This is a genomic window from Streptosporangium sp. NPDC006013 (assembly GCF_040614275.1).
Classification (GTDB): domain Bacteria; phylum Actinomycetota; class Actinomycetes; order Streptosporangiales; family Streptosporangiaceae; genus Streptosporangium.
In genome coordinates, this window is record NZ_JBEXUE010000238.1 from 1 (window position 1) to 15,315 (window position 15,315).

Here is a 15,315-nt window from a genome sequence, read left to right on the forward strand (position 1 = left end):
ATGCGCCAGGCCGACACCGATGACAACGGCGGCGCGAAGCTGACCAGTGCGGAGAAAAAAGAACTCTCCGATCTGCGGCGTCGAACCCGGCAGCTTGAGCTGGAGAATGAGATCCTCAAGCGGGCTGCTGCGTATTTCGCCCGGGAGAACGTGCTCCCAAAATAGGGTACGCGCTGGTCCATGAACTCGCCGATGCTGACTTTCCTGTCGCGGTGGCCTGCCGGGTGTTGAACATTTCCAGATCGGGTTACAAAGACTGGGTTGGCCGGCCGCAGTCTCCACGCGACCAAAGAAACACCGAACTACTGAAGCTGATCCGTGACATCCATAAGACGTCACGTTACAGCTACGGCTCGCCGCGGGTCCACGCGGAGTTGACGCTCGGCCTGGATCTGGAGATCAACCGCAAGCGCGTCGAACGGCTCATGCGCGAGGCCGGCATCAAGGGCATCTACCGGCGCAAGGGCCGCCGCAACCTCGTCAACGCCGCCACCGAGGAGGATCTGGTCCGCCGGGCCTTCACGGTGGAAGCGCCGGACCGGCTGTGGGTCAGCGACATCACCGAGCACCCCACCGACGAAGGGAAACTGTATTGCGCCGCTGTCATGGACGCCTATTCTCGTCGCATCATCGGCCATTCTATCGACATACGCCAGACTAGCGCTCTGGTCGTCGACGCGATGGTCATGGCCGTCGCCCTCCGTAACCCGCCCAGCAAGAAGACGGTCCTGCATTCTGACCACGGAACACAGTACACATCGTTCTCGTATGGGAAACGGCTCCGCGATGCTGAACTCCTCGGCTCGATGGGAACCATCGGCGATTGCTACGACAATGCCATGATGGAATCGTTCTGGGGAACGATGCAGCTCGAACTGCTCGACGTTAATAAATGGTCAACAAGAGCCGAGTTGGCCAGCGCGATGTTTGAATGGATCGAGTGCTGGTATAACCCGTATAGGCGTCATTCCAGCATCGACATGAACAGCCCAATCACGTTCGAGGAGCTCTACAAGCTCTCAGACGCAACCTCGTGATCCCACACCATCGGTGGCTGTCGTACGGGGGGAACCTCAGGGCGACCACGATCCCGAGCAGCCTGACCACCGCACCCGGCGAACCATCGTGGTCAACGCACTAGCGAGGGTAGATGAGCGAGTGCGTCGCCTCAAGCCAGTCAGCGGCGATGTCCGTCCCCGTGATCCGGCCGATCAGCGTCAGGACGGAGCTGATGCTCTCGCCCTCGTCCACGCGATCCTCGATGACGTCGTCGCCGCTGGTCTGGAAGCGCAGCCCTTCCATGAGGTGGTCGAGCGCGTGCGGATCGCTCCCGTGCACGGGGTCGGGCCAGGTGGGCTGGAAGGCGACAACCACCTCCCCGTCCTTCAGATACTTGAAATGGTCATGGCCGCCCATATCCATACTGAAGCAGAGCGCCTCCCGCCCGCCCGCCGTCAACGGCAGCAGGAAATCGTCGTCGGTCGGCCCCGGAATGATGCAGGTCCACCCTCCGGCCTCGCCCACCCAGGTGGGCCCGCCTTCCTCACTGTTGTCGAGCAATTCGTTCAGGTGGCTCGGCGTGCTGGTGACGAGGTCCAGGGAGAAGACCTCGGCGACGGCGTCGCGATCCATTCCTTTGACCCAGAGGGCGCTGAATCCCAGCGTCCAGAGGTCCATCTCGTCATCGAGTCCCTCGGTGAAGATGGTCGAGACTAGGAGATCGTGCAGGTGCGTCGGCGACTGCATGCTCACCTTCCGATGGTGGAGGAGCCGGGAGAGGGCGAGGCCCTCTCCCGGCTATGACGTTATGACGGTGGTGCGCCGTTGCGGATTCTGACCCAGAAGGCATTGGACGGCCAGTTGCCCGCGCCGCCTTCGAGCTGGCCAGAGGTGAAGACGCGGTAGCGGGCGTAGAAGGCCGCCAGGTCGCGTCCTGCGGCTTGGTTGTGGTCGGTGCTCACCTGACGAAGTGAGGCGTTGAAGGTGGGCGTCCAGACGTTGTTGATGAGCTGGCCTTCGACACCGATCGCCTGGTTGGTGGAGGCGAACGGATACTCGTCGCACTGCTTGCCCGGGCCGGCCCCGGGGAGGTTCGGGCAGTACCAGGTCATCTGCGTGCGGTTCTTCGAGTTGAGGAGAGGGCCGTCGGGTGCGCGCCCGTTTCTCGCCCGCCTGGTCAGGGGCGGTCTGGGTATCACGTCATAGTTGCCGGGGAAGCTCTTGGTGATCGGATTGCCGTTCCGGTCCAGCTTCGGATCGGTCGCCTGCGGGTTTTGGAAGGCGTCCCTGATGTGCCTCGCCACCTCACTGCGGAACGGGTCGTCCGCGTACATGGTGTAGACGCGGTCCGCACCCAGAATTCGGCACCCGCCGGAGTAGCCGATCCAGTCGTTTCCGGGCTGCCCATTGGCCTTGGGCACCGGATAGGAGAGGCGGATGCTGTCGCAGCGGGCGACGAACGGGAAGTCGCCCTTCGGGCGGGTGGGGATCTGCTCGGTTCCGAGGTGATGCCAGAGCTTGAACGGCTCCGGATCGAGGAAGTCGATGCTCACGCCGGGGTAGAGCTTGGGTCGCAGGGTGCAGTTGCCCCACCTGGTGCCCTCGGATCGGAAGATCCAGGCGGTCCGGCCGCTTCGCTTGAAGTCCCCGATGGGAGCGATCCGCTTCCCGTCTTCAGGGCCCTTGATCTGGTTGCAGTCGGCGTTGTCGGAGCCCACGGCCTCCACTCTGACTGTGATGTTGCGCCCGTCGAGCATGTTCGTCTGGTTGCAGTTGGAGTCCATGACGATGAGCTCGGTGATGTCGATCCAGATGCTGATGTCCCTGGCCTGCAGTTCGCGGTCGTTCTCCCCGTAGACAACGGGCTCGCCCTTCTTGGTGCCGAGGTTGGTGTACATGATGACGTTGACCGTCATCCTGACGCCTTCGGTCTTCGGGCACTCCGACGTCGGGATCCCGGTGAGCTGGTCGACTTCCCAGTCGCCCCATCCGGCGATCCGGCTGTAGCAACCGGTGTAGGGCCGCAGGACAGTCCATCCGAATCCATGCCAGGGGCGCGGTGACTTGCGCCGCTCCGCGTTGCAGTCCGCGGGGCTCATGCGCTGGTAGTCGAACGGGCCGCTGGTGTTCGGGTCCGAGGTCAGGGCCACTCCGGTTCGCGCGGCGGCCGGAGCGACGCTGGAGACGGCGATGGTCAAGGCGTGCCAGGTGGTCCAGGCGCCGTTGACGCCGGCTGCCGTGGCGCGGGCGCGCCAGCGCACCTTCCAGCCGTCGCTGAGTTTGCCGGACGGTACGGCGACGCCGGTGTAATTGCCGGAGGCAACGGCCGCAGTGCTGGTGCCGGACCAGATGGCTCCGCTGCCTTGGCCGGTGGCGGTGGGGTCGTGTTCGACTTCGACGGTCATGGTGATGGATCGGCGGTCGGGGTCGGTGACCTCGCCTCGGAACTCCGGGGTGAGGGTGGTGGCCGCGCCGCCGGTGTTGGTCGGCCGGACGTATTCGCTGGCGACTGTCGGTTTGGAGATGTCGATGGTCAGGGCGTGCCAACTCGTCCAGGCGCCGTTGACGCCGGCTGCTGTCGCGCGGGCGCGCCAGCGCACCTTCCAGCCGTCGCTGAGCTTGCCGGACGGTACGGCGACGCCGGTGTAATTGCCGGAGGGGACGGCTGTGGTCGTAGAACCGGTCCAGATGGCCCCCGTGCCTTGTGCGGGTGCCGCGGGGTCGTGCTCGACCTGGACGGTCAGCGTCATCGGCCGGCTGCTGGGGTCGGTGACCTCCGCCCGGAACTCCGGGGTGAGGGTGGTGGCGGCGCCGCCGGTGTTGGTGGGCCTGACGTACTCGCCGGACACCTTCGGCGAGTTCGGCGGCGGCGGGAGCTCCAGCGTGGTGAACGACCAGGTGTGGGCCGTCATCACGTTGCCCGCGCCGTCCTTCGCGCCGGTCACCTCGACGGTGTACTTGGTGCGCTCGGCCAGCGGCTGGGCGGGTGTGAAGGTCAGCACGGTCGTGGACTCCGCCGCGAGCGCGCCGGTCACGACGCCTCCCGCCGGGTCCTTGACCGTGATCTGGCCCTCGGACACCGGCTCGCTGAAGGTGGCCTTATCCGCGACACCGCCACCGAACACGGACAGGACGGCTGGATGGCCTGGGCCATAGCGGTCTGCGTCGACCTCACCTGTGTCATGGCCGCACGCGAACGACAGCGCGACAAGAAGAACGGACGCCAACGCAACGGCTGGATCTCCTGGCCGACCCTCGTTCTCGTCGGCGGGATCGCCCTGTCCCTGGCCGCGAACCTCGCCCAAGCCCACCCGTCGGCCTGGGGGTGGATCACCGCCGCGACCCCGGCAGGGGCGTTCCTGATCGCGGTCTCCATGCTGGAGCGCCGCTCCTCCGACCCTCGTTCTGAGCCGTCCCCGGCGCCCGTTCCCGTCCCGGACGCCGTACCGGAGATCGTCCCTGAACCCTTCACTGCTGTTGCGCTGCCCGGCTCCGCCGTACCCGACCAGAACCGCGCCGAGAACGGCCAGAACGGCACCGGGCCGACGAGGGAGCTCCTCGACTACGCGCGCCGCGTCGCCGACGAACACCACGCCCGGCACGGCAGACCCATCACCCGCGACACCCTGCGCACCCGCCTCGGGGTGTCCAGTCAGCTCGCCTCCGACCTGCTGCGCACCCTGCGCGACAACCCCGAACCCGCCTGAACACGAAGGAGAAGCCCATGCCCGACACCACTGCCCGCGCCGCCCTCATCAAGGGACTGCGCGAACTGGCCACTTTCCTGGAGGCCAACCCCACCGTCCCCGTCCCCTCGTTCGCCGGGCTCACCTACTTCGCCCGGGGGACCGACCTCGACATCCGCGCCGAGGTCGACGCCAAGAACGCCGGACTGACGCAGCGGGAGCTACGGGAACAGGCCGTGCTCTCCTTCGCCAAGGTCGCCGAGTACCAGCGGCGCGGCGTCGTCCACTTTCACGCGGTCATCCGCGTCGACGGCCCCGAGGGGCCGGCTACGCCTCCACCGGCCTGGGCGACAGCCGACCTGCTGACCGACGCCATAGGGCATGCCGCCTCTGCCGTGGCGGTCACCGTTCCGGCTGCGGGGGATGATCCCGCTCGGGTCCTGCGCTGGGGTGCTCAACTCGACGTCCGCGAGATAACCATGACCGGTGACCTCACCGAGCAGGCCGTAGCCGCCTACATCGCCAAGTACGCCACCAAAGCCGCCGAATGCGTCGGCACCCTGGACCGGCGTATCAACCCCCTCGACGACCTGACCGCGCTACCGATTCGGGACCACGCCCGGCGGCTCATCGCCGAATGCCTGCGCCTGGGCGCCCTCGACGAACTGGCCGACCTCCGCCTTGTCCAGTGGGCTCACATGCTCGGCTTCCGCGGCCACTTCTCCACCAAGAGCCGCCGCTACTCCACCACCCTCGGCACCCTCCGCGCCGCTCGCACCGAACACATGCGCAGCGAAGCGATCACCACCGGTCGCCTGCCGCTCTTCGACGAGGACACCGTGCTCGTCGTCTCGCACTGGGAGTACGCCGGACAGGGCTTCTCGGCCGGTGACGCCCTCTTGGTAAGTGCCCTTACCGGAAACCGTTTCGCTGCTTCGGGAGGCGTCCATGAGTAGTCCCGCGTTACTCACCGTCCCGCAGGCCATGGCCTCTCTCCAGGTCAGCCGGTGGACGCTCTATCAGCTCATCCGCTCCGGCGAACTCGACTCGATCGTGGTCGGCGTGCGCTGCCGCCGTATCCCCGAATCCGCCCTGAACGACTACGTGAACCGACTCTGTGGAAAGGCCGCCTGATGGGTAAGCGCTCGAACGGTGAGGGCTCGGTCTTCCCGTAAAAGGACGGTTGGGCCGGCTACGTCTGGGTCGTCACTCCCGAGGGGAAGAAGACCCGGAAATGGGCCTATGGCAAGACCCGTGAGGAGACCCACGAGAAGTGGCTCAAGCTCCATGACCTCGCGAGCAAGGGACCGGTACCGACCAAGCACCCCACCCTTGCCGCGTACCTGACGCGCTGGCTCGCCGAGGTGATCGAGCCCAACCGGGAACCGACCACCTACGTGGCCTATGAGCCACTGGTAAGGCTCTACATCGTCCCCGGCCTGGGCAAGAAAAAGCTCGACAAGCTCACGGTTCGCGAGGTTCAGACGTGGCTGAACACGCTGGTCACGCTCTGCACCTGCTGTGACCAGAAGAAGGACCACCGACGGCCGGAAGCCAAGCGGCGATGCTGCGCCGTCGGAGAGTGCTGCAAGGGATACCCGTCCCGGAGCACGATCGCGGGCATCCGCCGTGTCCTGCGCTCCGCGCTCGGCAAAGCCATTCGGGAAGAACTGATCTCCAAGAACGTCGCGGCGTTGACCACTCTGCCCAGTGCGAGCAAGACCAAAAAGAAGCGCCAGCACATGGTGTGGGGTGTCGACGAGGCGCGGAAGTTCCTCGAACACCTGCGGGCGGCCGATGATCCGCTCTACGCGGCCTACGTGCTGACCCTCGTTCTCGGTCTGCGGCGGGGCGAGGTGCTCGGGCTCGCCTGGGACTGCGTCGACCTCGGCGGGGAGCAACTGTGGATCTCTCGACAGCTCACCAGGGTAGGCGGACAGCTCCTGCATCGGGAGACGACCAAGACCGATGACTCCACGGCATCGCTTCCATTGTTCGGCCTCTGCGTCAACGCGCTCAAGCACCGCCAGCGAACTCAGGAGGACGCCCGCAAGGCGGCCGGAGCGAAGTGGAGGGACTCCAATCTCGTCTTCACCACGAGGAACGGCACACCGATCGAGCCACGCAACTTCAACCGGGCCTTCGAGGCTCACTGCCGGAAGGCCGGCGTGCCCAACATCCGCGTCCACGACACCCGGCACACCTGCGCCTCACTCCTGGCCGCGCTCGACGTCCACCCGCGAGTCGCGATGCGCATCCTGCGGCACTCGCAGATCTCGATGACCATGGACGTCTACACGCAGATCCCATCACCCGAGACCCGGAAGGCACTGGATCGTTTGAATGCCAGTCTCGATACCGAGGAAGGCGACCGCTAGACGCAATCGCCCACGCGGACCGACCGACGAAGGCCTTCCAGGATGCTCCTGGGAGGCCTTTCGTGGTGAGTCTCGCGGACTCACCACTCGGGAAGCTCGTGCGCGTCGGGATAGAGCATGATGATCTTCTCCAACAGCTCAGGACTGTCCGTCTGCACATCCCAGTAGCCGCTGTCGAACGCTCGGATCTTCACCTCCGGCACCGACGGGCTGTCGCCGTGGCCGACAAGCTCTCCATCGATGAGCTGGCACTCCACGCTGAACAGTTCGATGAGACGCCTCGTGGTCACCAGCGAGTCCGCCGTGGCCTCGGTGATCGCTTCAGCCTGTGGAGAGAGCAGCCAGTCGATGATCAATTCCCAGCGATGGCCCTCGATCGAGGCACCAAGGGAAGCAAGGACCTCCGCCAGGCCGACATAGTGGCCTCCTCGCCAAGCTGCGAACGAGAGGATACGGATCTCGGTCACACGCTTCACTCTCCTCTGCGGCGGACGCCTCTCATGCGGAGCAGACCCTCAGTAGCGGCCGTCAGATCCCGTTGCTGTATTTCACTGCTGTACGGGCACGAAAAAGGCCCTCCGGGGTGATCCCGGAGGGCCTTTGACCTGCTGTGCGGCCGGAGGTACTCGAAACCCCAACCTTCTGATCCGTAGTCAGATGCTCTATCCATTGAGCTACGGCCGCTCGCTGCGTAAGCAAGCATAGCGGGTTTTGTGGGGTGCCTCGAACCGGTTAGCCGATCGGTTCGTGATCGAGGGAGGGTGCGAGCTCCGCGCCGAGGTCGGGCGGCGCGACAGGCCCTGGATCAGAAGGTCAGGCGGACCGAAGGATCGAGGAGAGGACGCCGGGAAATCGGGTCTCCATCTCGGCGAGGCGGAGTTCGTGGCGGCGGAAGCTGCCTTCGGGGGTGACGCGGAGGAGCCCGGCCTCACGGAGGACCTTCAGGTGATGGGAGAGGGTCGACATGCTCACCGGGACGTCGAACTGGCCGCAGACCACGCCGCCGGCCTCGGCGAGCTGGCGGACCACCGAGAGCCGGACCTCGTCGGCGAGGGCGTTCAGCATGGCGGGGAGGGTGACGGAGGAGACGTCCGGGTGGTGAAGGGCTCGCATGGGCCGATCCTAGCCAAGGAATTCGAAGCTTTGACAAACATCGAAATCCAGCAGCACAATCGGATCCAGCAATTCGACCGTCATCGAAATCTTGGAGGCCAGATGACCCCCGACGACGTGCTCTCCACCACCCGGGCCGTACGCAGGCGACTGGATCTCACCCGGTCCGTCCCCCGCGAGCTCATCGAGGAGTGCCTCAAGCTCGCCGTACAGGCTCCGACCGGACGTAACCGCCAGCGCTGGCACTTCGTCGTGGTCACCGAGCGGGAGCAGCGGGAGAGGATCGCGGCGCTGTGGCGGGAGGGGATGCACCTGCCAGGGACGCCGATGCCGGAGGAGGACGCGCGGCGGGCGTACGCGTTCCCGGGCTCGATGGAGCGGGTCTGGGAGGGAGCGGATCATCTGTACCGGCACATTCACCAGGTGCCGGTGTTCCTCATCCCGTGCATCACCGGACGGACCGAGGGAGCGAGCGCGCATGAGCAGGCCAACACGTTCGGCTCGATCCTGCCCGCCGTCTGGAGCTTCATGCTGGCCGCGCGGGCCAGGTCGCTGGGTACGGCCTGGCTGGGGCCGCTCCGGCTGGAGCGGGAGGCGGCCCGAGTGCTCGGCATCCCGTACGGAAAGGTGATGCAGGTGGCGTTCGTTCCGCTGGCCTACACGATCGGCACCGATTTCAAGCCCGCGCGCCGGGTGCCGATGGAGGAGGTCACCCACTGGGATCGCTGGTGACACCGCGACCGATGCGCGGAATCAGTCACCGGAATCGCCGGCGACGCCGACCTTCTTCGGGAACAGCGTGTAGCTCAGCGGCCAGAGCACGGCGATCAGGGGGATCTTGAGCGCACCGGTCATGAAGGCGATCAACGCCGTGGTCCGTGACGGGTCGCCGACGATGAGGATCAGGCCGAACAGCAGGGCGCAGGAGATGCCGTACGCGAGAACGATCCTGAGCCAGATGCCCCATTCGTACCGGGCCCTGGCCATGCCGCCGGGTGGAGGCCGCCACGGCTCGGGGCCGCCGGCGAAGCGGTGGGCGAACTTCGCGTCGGCCCAGGTGATCGTACGGTGGCCGAAGACGATCGAGTAGCCGATGTAGGCGGCGGCCAGCCCGTGGCGCCAGTCCGCCTGGGCGCCGCCGCGCATGTCGATGACGGAGGCGATGAGGAGGACCACATCGAGCAGCGGAACCGCCAGCAGCAGCGCCGTGCTGAGCCGGCGCATGCCCCACAGGTAACGTGAGGCGAGCCCCAGGCCCAGCAGGATCCAGAACCCGATCTCGCATCCGATGATGATCGCCAGAACCATGGATTCATCCTCCCAACCCGGTCGACCTGGGACATCGTCGGAGCTGATGAACCGGTGTACATCCTTTTATGTACCGGCGATCCTCCCGGCGCCGCTCCTGCGGGCCGTATCGGAATGATGGGATGAGAGGCATGAGACGAGACGCGCTGGGGGCCGTGGCGTGTTTCGTCGTCGGTCTCCTGCTGCTCGCCGCGGGTGCCTACCAGCACCGATGGGCCGCCGCCCCGCTGTTCATCGGGCCGCTGGCGATCTCGTGTGTGGGGGTCGCGGTACGGCGGAGCAGGCCGCTGCTGGCGCTCGGGCTGGGGGGTGTGGCCTTCGTCGGCGACTCCGTCATGGGCCCGTCGCTGGGTACGCTCCTGATCGTCACCGACAACCTCTACTCGGGGGTCAGGTACGGTCCCCGCGCGCTGGGCAGGTGGATGCTCGGCATCACCTCGGTGATCGCCGTCGTCGCGGGTGTGGTCGCCGGGGTCCTGTTCAGGCAGTGGGCCGCCGCCGCCGTCTTCCTCGTCCAGACGGGCCTGGTCGGGGTGACCCCCGTCCTCACCGCGATGATCATAAGACAGCTGGAGGACCAGGCGACCTCCGAGCGGGCGCGGGCCGAGCAGGTGGCGCGACTGGCGGAGCTGGACCGGGCGGCCGCGGTGCAGGCCGAGCGGGCCCGGATGGCACGGGAGTTGCACGACATGATCGCGAACCACTTCAGCGCGATCGCCATCCAGTCCACCGCCGTCCTCTCCCGACGGGACCTGGACGCGCAGACCGTACGGAAGGTGCTGGAGTCCATCAGGGAGAACAGCGTCGAGGGCATGGGCGAGATGCGTGCCATGATCGGGCTGCTCCGGCAGGACGGCGAGGAGCCCGAGGCGATCCGGCGCCGGGTGGCCGAGGCTGAAGAACTGGCGGAGCGGGCCCGGGAGGCAGGGCTTGACGTGCGGATACGGGTGGACGGCGATGCCAGGGAGCTGCCCGCCTCGGTCGATCTGGCCGGTTACCGGATCGTCCAGGAGTCGCTGACCAACGCGCTCAAGCACGGCGGAAAGGCCGTCGACGTGGTGATCGGCTACCTGCCGGGGCTGGTCACGCTGACCGTGGACAACCCGGTGGGCGAAGCGGAGCGGGAGCTGCCCGGCGCGGGTGCGGGGATCATCGGCATGCGGGAGCGCACGAACCTCGTCGGCGGCGTCTTCGAGGCCGGACCGCATAATGACGGCTGGCGCGTCCGCGCCGAGTTGCCCACTCTGGAGAGCACGTGACCATCCGAGTCCTCGTCGCCGACGATCATGCGGCGGTCCGCGCCGGGATCGTCCTCATCCTCGACGGTCACGACGACATCGAGGTCGTCGGCCAGGCCGCCAACGGCGAGCAGGCCGTCGCGATGGCCTCCGAGCTCCGCCCGGACGTGGTGCTGATGGACATCCGGATGCCGAAGCTCGACGGGATCTCCGCGACGCGCGCGCTGAGCGGGATCGCCGACGTGCTGATCCTGACCACCTTCGACATCGACGAGTACGTCTTCGGGGCGCTGCGGGCCGGAGCCGCCGGGTTCCTGTTGAAGAACACCGACGCCGACGCCCTGGTGAACGCGGTGCGGGTGGTGGCCAGGGGCGACGGGCTCATCGCGCCCTCGGTCACCCGGCGACTGATCTCGGCCTTCGGCGCGTCGGTCCCCGCGCGCAGGCCGTACGAGATCGGCGGCCTCACCCCGCGCGAGCGTGAGGTACTGGCCTGCATCGGCCGGGGCCTGTCGAACACGGAGATCTCCGTGGAGCTGGACATGGCGGAGGCGACGACGAAGACCCACGTCAGCCGGTTGCTGAACAAGCTGGGTCTCCGCAGTCGCGTCCAGGCCGCGATCCTGGCTCAGGAGCTCTCCACGGAGGGCTGAGTCGAGGAGGGCGCCCTCCGCGGGAGAGGTGACCGCACGGTCAGGAGCTCTCCGCCGGGACGTACAGCGAGAGGGTCTCCGCGACGCAGGCAGGCTTGGGCTTGCCCTCGACCTCCACGGTCAGCCGCATTTTCGACAGGTAGCCCGAGGGGGTGCCCTTGAGGTCGACGAGTTCGGCGCCTGCCCGGACCCGCGCGCCGACCGGGATCGGCGAGGGGAAACGGACCTTGTTGAGCCCGTAGTTGATGCCCATGGCCAGACCGCCCACCTGGAACAGCTCCACCATGAACGAGGGCAGCAGCGCCAGGCTCAGGTATCCGTGGGCGATGGTGCCGCCGAACGGCCCCTGCTCCGCCTTCTCCACGTCCACGTGGATCCACTGGTGGTCGCCGGTCGCGTCGGCGAACAGGTTGACCTGTTCCTGGGTGATCTCGCGCCACTCGGTGTAGCCGAGATGTTCCCCGACGGCGGTCTTGAGCTCGATGATGTTGGCGAAAATCCTCATGTATGGAACTTTATTCCGTTGAGGGTACAGCGAGAAGCCACAAGCGCATCGACTCCCTCGGCCATGCCTTTGTTTTCGCTGTACGGCCCGCGGCGTAATACCGGCCGTTCATCCGGGTTCCCTAACGTGCCCGCCATGAGACGACGTATGACGATCACCATCGGCGCGGCCGTACTGGCACTGGCGGTGTCCGCACCGGCGGTGGCCGACCCCGGACAGCCCGGTTCCGACAGGCACGGACGCTCCGAATTCGGGCGCGCCACCCTGACCGGGTTCGCCTCCCTGCCCGCGTTGACCTTCGTACCCGGCAGCGAGCCGTCGGGGGCGCAGCTCGGCACGGCTCCGATCAACGGGGTGACCCCGCCGTTCACCGGGCAGCCGGTGCAGGGCTTCAGCGGCATCGTGCGGCGGCAGGACGGCACCTTCGACGTGCTGTCGGACAACGGCTACGGCGGCAAGGCCAACAGCGCGGACTTCCTGCTGCGGGTGCACCAGGTGAAGCCCGACTTCAAGCGCGGCAAGGTCGCGGTGCTCGGCGGGTTCGACCTGAGCGACCCCGACGGTCACGTCGGCTGGGCGCTGACCCGGGCGGACCGGAAGCTGACCGGCGCGGACTTCGACGTGGAGTCGATCGTACGGACCTCCGACGGCACCTACTGGATCGGGGACGAGTTCGGCCCGTTCCTGCTGCACTTCTCCGCCACCGGCAAACTGCTTGAGGCGCCGATCCCGCTGCCCGGTGTGAAGGCCCCGGAGAACCCGTCCCTGGGCGGCGAGCAGCCCAACCTGGGGCGGAGCAAGGGCTTCGAGGGCATGGCCCGTTCGGTCGACGGCCGCACGCTGTACCCGCTGCTGGAGGGCACCGTGACCGGCGACGAGGCCGGGACGCTGCGGATGAACGAGTTCGACCTGCGCAAGCGGGCCTACACCGGTAAGCGCTGGACCTACCGGCTGGAGAGCCCCGACAACGCGATCGGCGACATGATCGCGGTCGACCGGCACCGGTTCCTCGTCATCGAGCGCGACAACCTTGAGGGGGACGCGGCCAGGACCAAGCACATCTACCTGGTGGACATCCGCCACGCGGACCTGCGCAAGACCCTCGTCGCCGACCTGCTCGACCTGGCCAACCCGCACGGCCTGGGTGGGTTCGGGAAGACCTTCAGGTTCCCGTTCCAGACCATCGAGGACGTGGTGATCCTCGACGACCGGACTCTGGGCGTGCTCGACGACAACAACTTCCCGTTCTCCGCCGGCCGCACCCCGGGCCGGCCCGACGACAACGAGTTCATCACCGTGCGCCTGTCGCGCCCGCTTCTGGCCGATCCCCGCGTCTACCGGTAACGGTCCGTGGCCCTGCCTGGTATCGCCGTAACACCGGCGATACCAGGCAGGTCGTCTCGCTGACCGGCGGCGCCTGACCCTCGCATCAGGGTTTCCCGCCGAGGAACCGGCCGTAATTCGCAGCAACCTCGCCTCTCATAACATACGAACAACTATGACAAAACCGTAAATAATAATAGATAAACTCCCATCAGCCTTCACGGCGCCATTTATTTGCTCTGCCTCAACCGTTTCAATGAGCTATCTCACTGTCCGAGGGGTATCTCCTAGCTGCTGCCGCTTATGAGGTAGTGAGGGATATCAGATGTTTTCGGAACCAGAAACGAGATGGGGAAATAACGTGCTTCCTCGAAAGAGCGGACGGACACCGGGGCCGATCTCCGGCAGGCGGGTGGGCGTCCTCGCCATCGCGGCAGTCTCCGGCATCCTCATGACGTCGAACCAGGCACCGGCCAACGCCGCCATCGGGCAGGTCCAGGCGCTCGGCTCGATCTCACAGCTGAATGCCGACAGCACTCTCGACGGCCGCCTCTCCCCCAACCCCAACCCCTCCCGCCGGCAGTACCGCGAGGAGAGGCCCTCGGACAGGTGGCGAGGAAGGCCGAACCGCCACCAGGACCGTCCCTACGACCGTTACCGCGGCCGCCGGGGCGGGAACGACTTCAACGAGAACGAGGGACCCGGGCGCGAGCGCCTCACGCGCTCGGAAAGAATGATGAGGGACCTCCAGAACGACCCGTCATTCCCGGAGATCATCATCCGCGACAAGTAGCCCCTGACACCTGGCCGCAACAGGTGATACGCCGCCAAGTGGAACCCGTCTGGTGACGGCATGGCACGACGAGCGGGAGCGGTCACCCACGCCAGGAGCAGGGAAGAAGTGTGTGTCGTACCGGTTCACACCGGTACGACACACACTGTCGTTTAAAGCGTGATGTTACATGTGGTTATGCCACCGAACTATGAGGAAATATGTTTTCCGGGCAACGCCGATCGTTGATCATCAACATTGGACCGCCCGGCCCTCCCGCCCCCTGATATCATCACCTTTTCCCGCTCATCGGACATCATAAAAGCTCCCATGAAACACTACGCCCGAACAATCATCCTAAATCTGACTAAACCGTAGATGAGGCATAGGTTTTTCTGCACAGTACCGCTTATTTGCTCTTCCTGAACTATGCCGGAGCGTTATCCCCATAAGCCCCGGGTATCTCCTGTTCCGTCGTCACTTCCGTGGCTGCACGACGGATCCGGATATTTTCGGAATTAGTAAAGATATGGGGAAATAACGTGCTTCCTCGTAGGAGCAAGTGGGCGCCAGCCCATTCCGGTAAGCGTGCCGGCGCTTTGGCCGTCGCGGCGATGGCAGGCATCCTCGTGATGTCGTCGAACCAGGTTCCGGCGAGCGCCACCGCCGACAACGCAAGCATTCTGTTCGCACCTCACGGCGACAACGGGGGTAACGGAGGTAACGGGGGCAAGGCCCGTCTCCAACATTCCGTGCACAGCGGTGAGAAGCCTATTCTTCGCCCGTGCCGCTCCTGCGGATGCCGCAGAGGCCGTCCCTGTGGATGCCCTGGCGGTCCCGGCTGGGGTCGAGGTCGAGGCTGGGGCGGGGACGGTGACGGTGGCCGGGACAACGACTGCGACCGGGGCGCCAGGCCCGCCTTCGACAGGGATCGCGACCGGGACGACGAGCGCGACGGGCCCAGGGTGATCGATCTGACCGCCCCCGGCAGGCCTACTGGGCGCCCCACTGCTACCAGTTCCACCAACGCGTCCACAGGACCTCCAGGACCTCCAGGACCCGCAGGACCTCCAGGACCAGCAGGACCCGCAGGGCCTCCAGGACCAGCAGGACCCGCAGGACCTCCAGGACCAGCAGGGCCTCCAGGACCCGCAGGACCCGCAGGGCTGACAGGGCTGACAGGGCTGACAGGACCGATGGGGCCAGGAGGACCCGCGGGACCGATGGGGCTGACAGGACCAATGGGATTGCCAGGACCAATGGGGCTGACAGGCCCGATGGGATTGCCAGGCCCGATGGGATTGCCAGGACCAATGGGGCTGACCCTGGCGAGACCACGC

Annotated in this window: 17 protein-coding genes, 1 tRNA gene and 1 pseudogene; 11 read left to right on the top strand and 8 right to left on the bottom strand. The window is 66.3% G+C overall.

From position 1 onward, the window contains the following. Positions 1-161 precede the first annotated feature (161 nt). Positions 162-1,037, top strand: a complete 876-nt coding sequence (locus ABZ260_RS30245) for an IS3 family transposase (RefSeq protein ID WP_355624664.1) — start codon at positions 162-164, stop codon at positions 1,035-1,037. Between the two features lie 100 nt (positions 1,038-1,137). Here ABZ260_RS30245 and ABZ260_RS30250 read toward each other — a convergent pair whose 3' ends face one another. Then, positions 1,138-1,746: a DUF6461 domain-containing protein gene (locus ABZ260_RS30250; protein WP_355624666.1), complete on the bottom strand. Its 609-nt coding sequence runs from the start codon at positions 1,744-1,746 to the stop codon at positions 1,138-1,140. A gap of 59 nt (positions 1,747-1,805) precedes the next feature. Next, positions 1,806-4,124 (bottom strand): Ig-like domain-containing protein, encoded by a 2,319-nt coding sequence (locus ABZ260_RS30255; protein WP_355624642.1) that lies wholly within the window; start codon positions 4,122-4,124, stop codon positions 1,806-1,808. A 15-nt stretch (positions 4,125-4,139) separates the two neighbouring features. On the opposite strand from ABZ260_RS30255, the gene ABZ260_RS30260 reads away from it, so the two are divergent. The 5 genes and pseudogenes from ABZ260_RS30260 to ABZ260_RS30280 all read left to right on the top strand — a co-directional run bounded on the left by ABZ260_RS30260 (position 4,140) and on the right by ABZ260_RS30280 (position 7,063). Continuing rightward, on the top strand, positions 4,140-4,706 hold the full coding sequence (locus ABZ260_RS30260; RefSeq protein ID WP_355624644.1) for a hypothetical protein: 567 nt from the start codon (positions 4,140-4,142) through the stop codon (positions 4,704-4,706). 17 nt (positions 4,707-4,723) lie between these two features. Next, the gene (locus ABZ260_RS30265; RefSeq protein ID WP_355624646.1) at positions 4,724-5,641 is read left to right on the top strand and encodes a replication initiator; all 918 of its coding nucleotides are present in this window, start codon (positions 4,724-4,726) and stop codon (positions 5,639-5,641) included. Then, complete coding sequence (locus tag ABZ260_RS30270; protein ID WP_355624648.1) at positions 5,634-5,819, top strand: helix-turn-helix domain-containing protein; 186 nt, start codon at positions 5,634-5,636, stop codon at positions 5,817-5,819. Before ABZ260_RS30265 ends, ABZ260_RS30270 begins: the two co-directional genes overlap by 8 nt. A 206-nt stretch (positions 5,820-6,025) precedes the next feature. After that, a pseudogene (locus ABZ260_RS30275) lies at positions 6,026-6,175 on the top strand (site-specific integrase); the annotation flags it as partial. Positions 6,176-6,319: 144 nt separating this feature from the next. Then, positions 6,320-7,063, top strand: a complete 744-nt coding sequence (locus tag ABZ260_RS30280) for a site-specific integrase (RefSeq protein ID WP_355624668.1) — start codon at positions 6,320-6,322, stop codon at positions 7,061-7,063. An 80-nt stretch (positions 7,064-7,143) separates the two neighbouring features. Here the strand turns inward: ABZ260_RS30280 and ABZ260_RS30285 are convergent, their stop codons facing one another. The 3 genes from ABZ260_RS30285 to ABZ260_RS30295 form a co-directional block, all read right to left on the bottom strand. Further along, a complete protein-coding gene (locus ABZ260_RS30285; protein WP_355624650.1) occupies positions 7,144-7,530 on the bottom strand; it encodes a hypothetical protein in 387 nt (128 codons plus the stop codon). A gap of 144 nt (positions 7,531-7,674) precedes the next feature. Next, positions 7,675-7,747: transfer RNA gene (locus ABZ260_RS30290), tRNA-Arg, on the bottom strand. Positions 7,748-7,876: 129 nt separating this feature from the next. Beyond that, entirely contained in the window at positions 7,877-8,176 is a 300-nt protein-coding gene (locus ABZ260_RS30295; protein ID WP_355624652.1) for a helix-turn-helix domain-containing protein, read from the bottom strand. A 102-nt stretch (positions 8,177-8,278) separates the two neighbouring features. Here ABZ260_RS30295 and ABZ260_RS30300 point away from each other — a divergent pair, with 102 nt between their 5' ends. After that, on the top strand, positions 8,279-8,908 hold the full coding sequence (locus ABZ260_RS30300) for a nitroreductase family protein (protein WP_355624654.1): 630 nt from the start codon (positions 8,279-8,281) through the stop codon (positions 8,906-8,908). Positions 8,909-8,929: 21 nt separating this feature from the next. Here ABZ260_RS30300 and ABZ260_RS30305 read toward each other — a convergent pair whose 3' ends face one another. Next, a complete protein-coding gene (locus ABZ260_RS30305; RefSeq protein WP_355624656.1) occupies positions 8,930-9,484 on the bottom strand; it encodes a hypothetical protein in 555 nt (184 codons plus the stop codon). 131 nt (positions 9,485-9,615) lie between these two features. Here ABZ260_RS30305 and ABZ260_RS30310 point away from each other — a divergent pair, with 131 nt between their 5' ends. Continuing rightward, positions 9,616-10,743: a histidine kinase gene (locus ABZ260_RS30310; RefSeq protein ID WP_355624658.1), complete on the top strand. Its 1,128-nt coding sequence runs from the start codon at positions 9,616-9,618 to the stop codon at positions 10,741-10,743. Further along, positions 10,740-11,375: a response regulator transcription factor gene (locus ABZ260_RS30315; RefSeq protein ID WP_350914149.1), complete on the top strand. Its 636-nt coding sequence runs from the start codon at positions 10,740-10,742 to the stop codon at positions 11,373-11,375. Before ABZ260_RS30310 ends, ABZ260_RS30315 begins: the two co-directional genes overlap by 4 nt. Before the next feature lie 40 nt (positions 11,376-11,415). Here ABZ260_RS30315 and ABZ260_RS30320 read toward each other — a convergent pair whose 3' ends face one another. Next, complete coding sequence (locus ABZ260_RS30320; RefSeq protein ID WP_355547794.1) at positions 11,416-11,880, bottom strand: MaoC family dehydratase; 465 nt, start codon at positions 11,878-11,880, stop codon at positions 11,416-11,418. 135 nt (positions 11,881-12,015) lie between these two features. Here ABZ260_RS30320 and ABZ260_RS30325 point away from each other — a divergent pair, with 135 nt between their 5' ends. Beyond that, a complete protein-coding gene (locus ABZ260_RS30325) occupies positions 12,016-13,224 on the top strand; it encodes an esterase-like activity of phytase family protein (protein WP_350966057.1) in 1,209 nt (402 codons plus the stop codon). Positions 13,225-13,564: 340 nt separating this feature from the next. After that, positions 13,565-13,996, top strand: a complete 432-nt coding sequence (locus ABZ260_RS30330; protein WP_355624660.1) for a hypothetical protein — start codon at positions 13,565-13,567, stop codon at positions 13,994-13,996. 990 nt (positions 13,997-14,986) lie between these two features. Here the strand turns inward: ABZ260_RS30330 and ABZ260_RS30335 are convergent. Beyond that, positions 14,987-15,217: a hypothetical protein gene (locus tag ABZ260_RS30335; protein ID WP_355624662.1), complete on the bottom strand. Its 231-nt coding sequence runs from the start codon at positions 15,215-15,217 to the stop codon at positions 14,987-14,989. Positions 15,218-15,315: the final 98 nt, after the last annotated feature.

Excerpts from the sequence above, each read along its gene's own strand:
- ABZ260_RS30250 (WP_355624666.1), bottom strand. The coding sequence starts at position 1,746 with ATGCAGTCGCCGACGCACCTGCACGATCTCCTAGTCTCGACCATCTTC.
- ABZ260_RS30260 (WP_355624644.1), top strand. The coding sequence starts at position 4,140 with ATGGCCTGGGCCATAGCGGTCTGCGTCGACCTCACCTGTGTCATGGCC.
- ABZ260_RS30265 (WP_355624646.1), top strand. The coding sequence starts at position 4,724 with ATGCCCGACACCACTGCCCGCGCCGCCCTCATCAAGGGACTGCGCGAA.
- ABZ260_RS30270 (WP_355624648.1), top strand. The coding sequence starts at position 5,634 with ATGAGTAGTCCCGCGTTACTCACCGTCCCGCAGGCCATGGCCTCTCTC.
- ABZ260_RS30295 (WP_355624652.1), bottom strand. The coding sequence starts at position 8,176 with ATGCGAGCCCTTCACCACCCGGACGTCTCCTCCGTCACCCTCCCCGCC.
- ABZ260_RS30300 (WP_355624654.1), top strand. The coding sequence starts at position 8,279 with ATGACCCCCGACGACGTGCTCTCCACCACCCGGGCCGTACGCAGGCGA.
- ABZ260_RS30305 (WP_355624656.1), bottom strand. The coding sequence starts at position 9,484 with ATGGTTCTGGCGATCATCATCGGATGCGAGATCGGGTTCTGGATCCTG.
- ABZ260_RS30310 (WP_355624658.1), top strand. The coding sequence starts at position 9,616 with ATGAGACGAGACGCGCTGGGGGCCGTGGCGTGTTTCGTCGTCGGTCTC.
- ABZ260_RS30320 (WP_355547794.1), bottom strand. The coding sequence starts at position 11,880 with ATGAGGATTTTCGCCAACATCATCGAGCTCAAGACCGCCGTCGGGGAA.
- ABZ260_RS30325 (WP_350966057.1), top strand. The coding sequence starts at position 12,016 with ATGAGACGACGTATGACGATCACCATCGGCGCGGCCGTACTGGCACTG.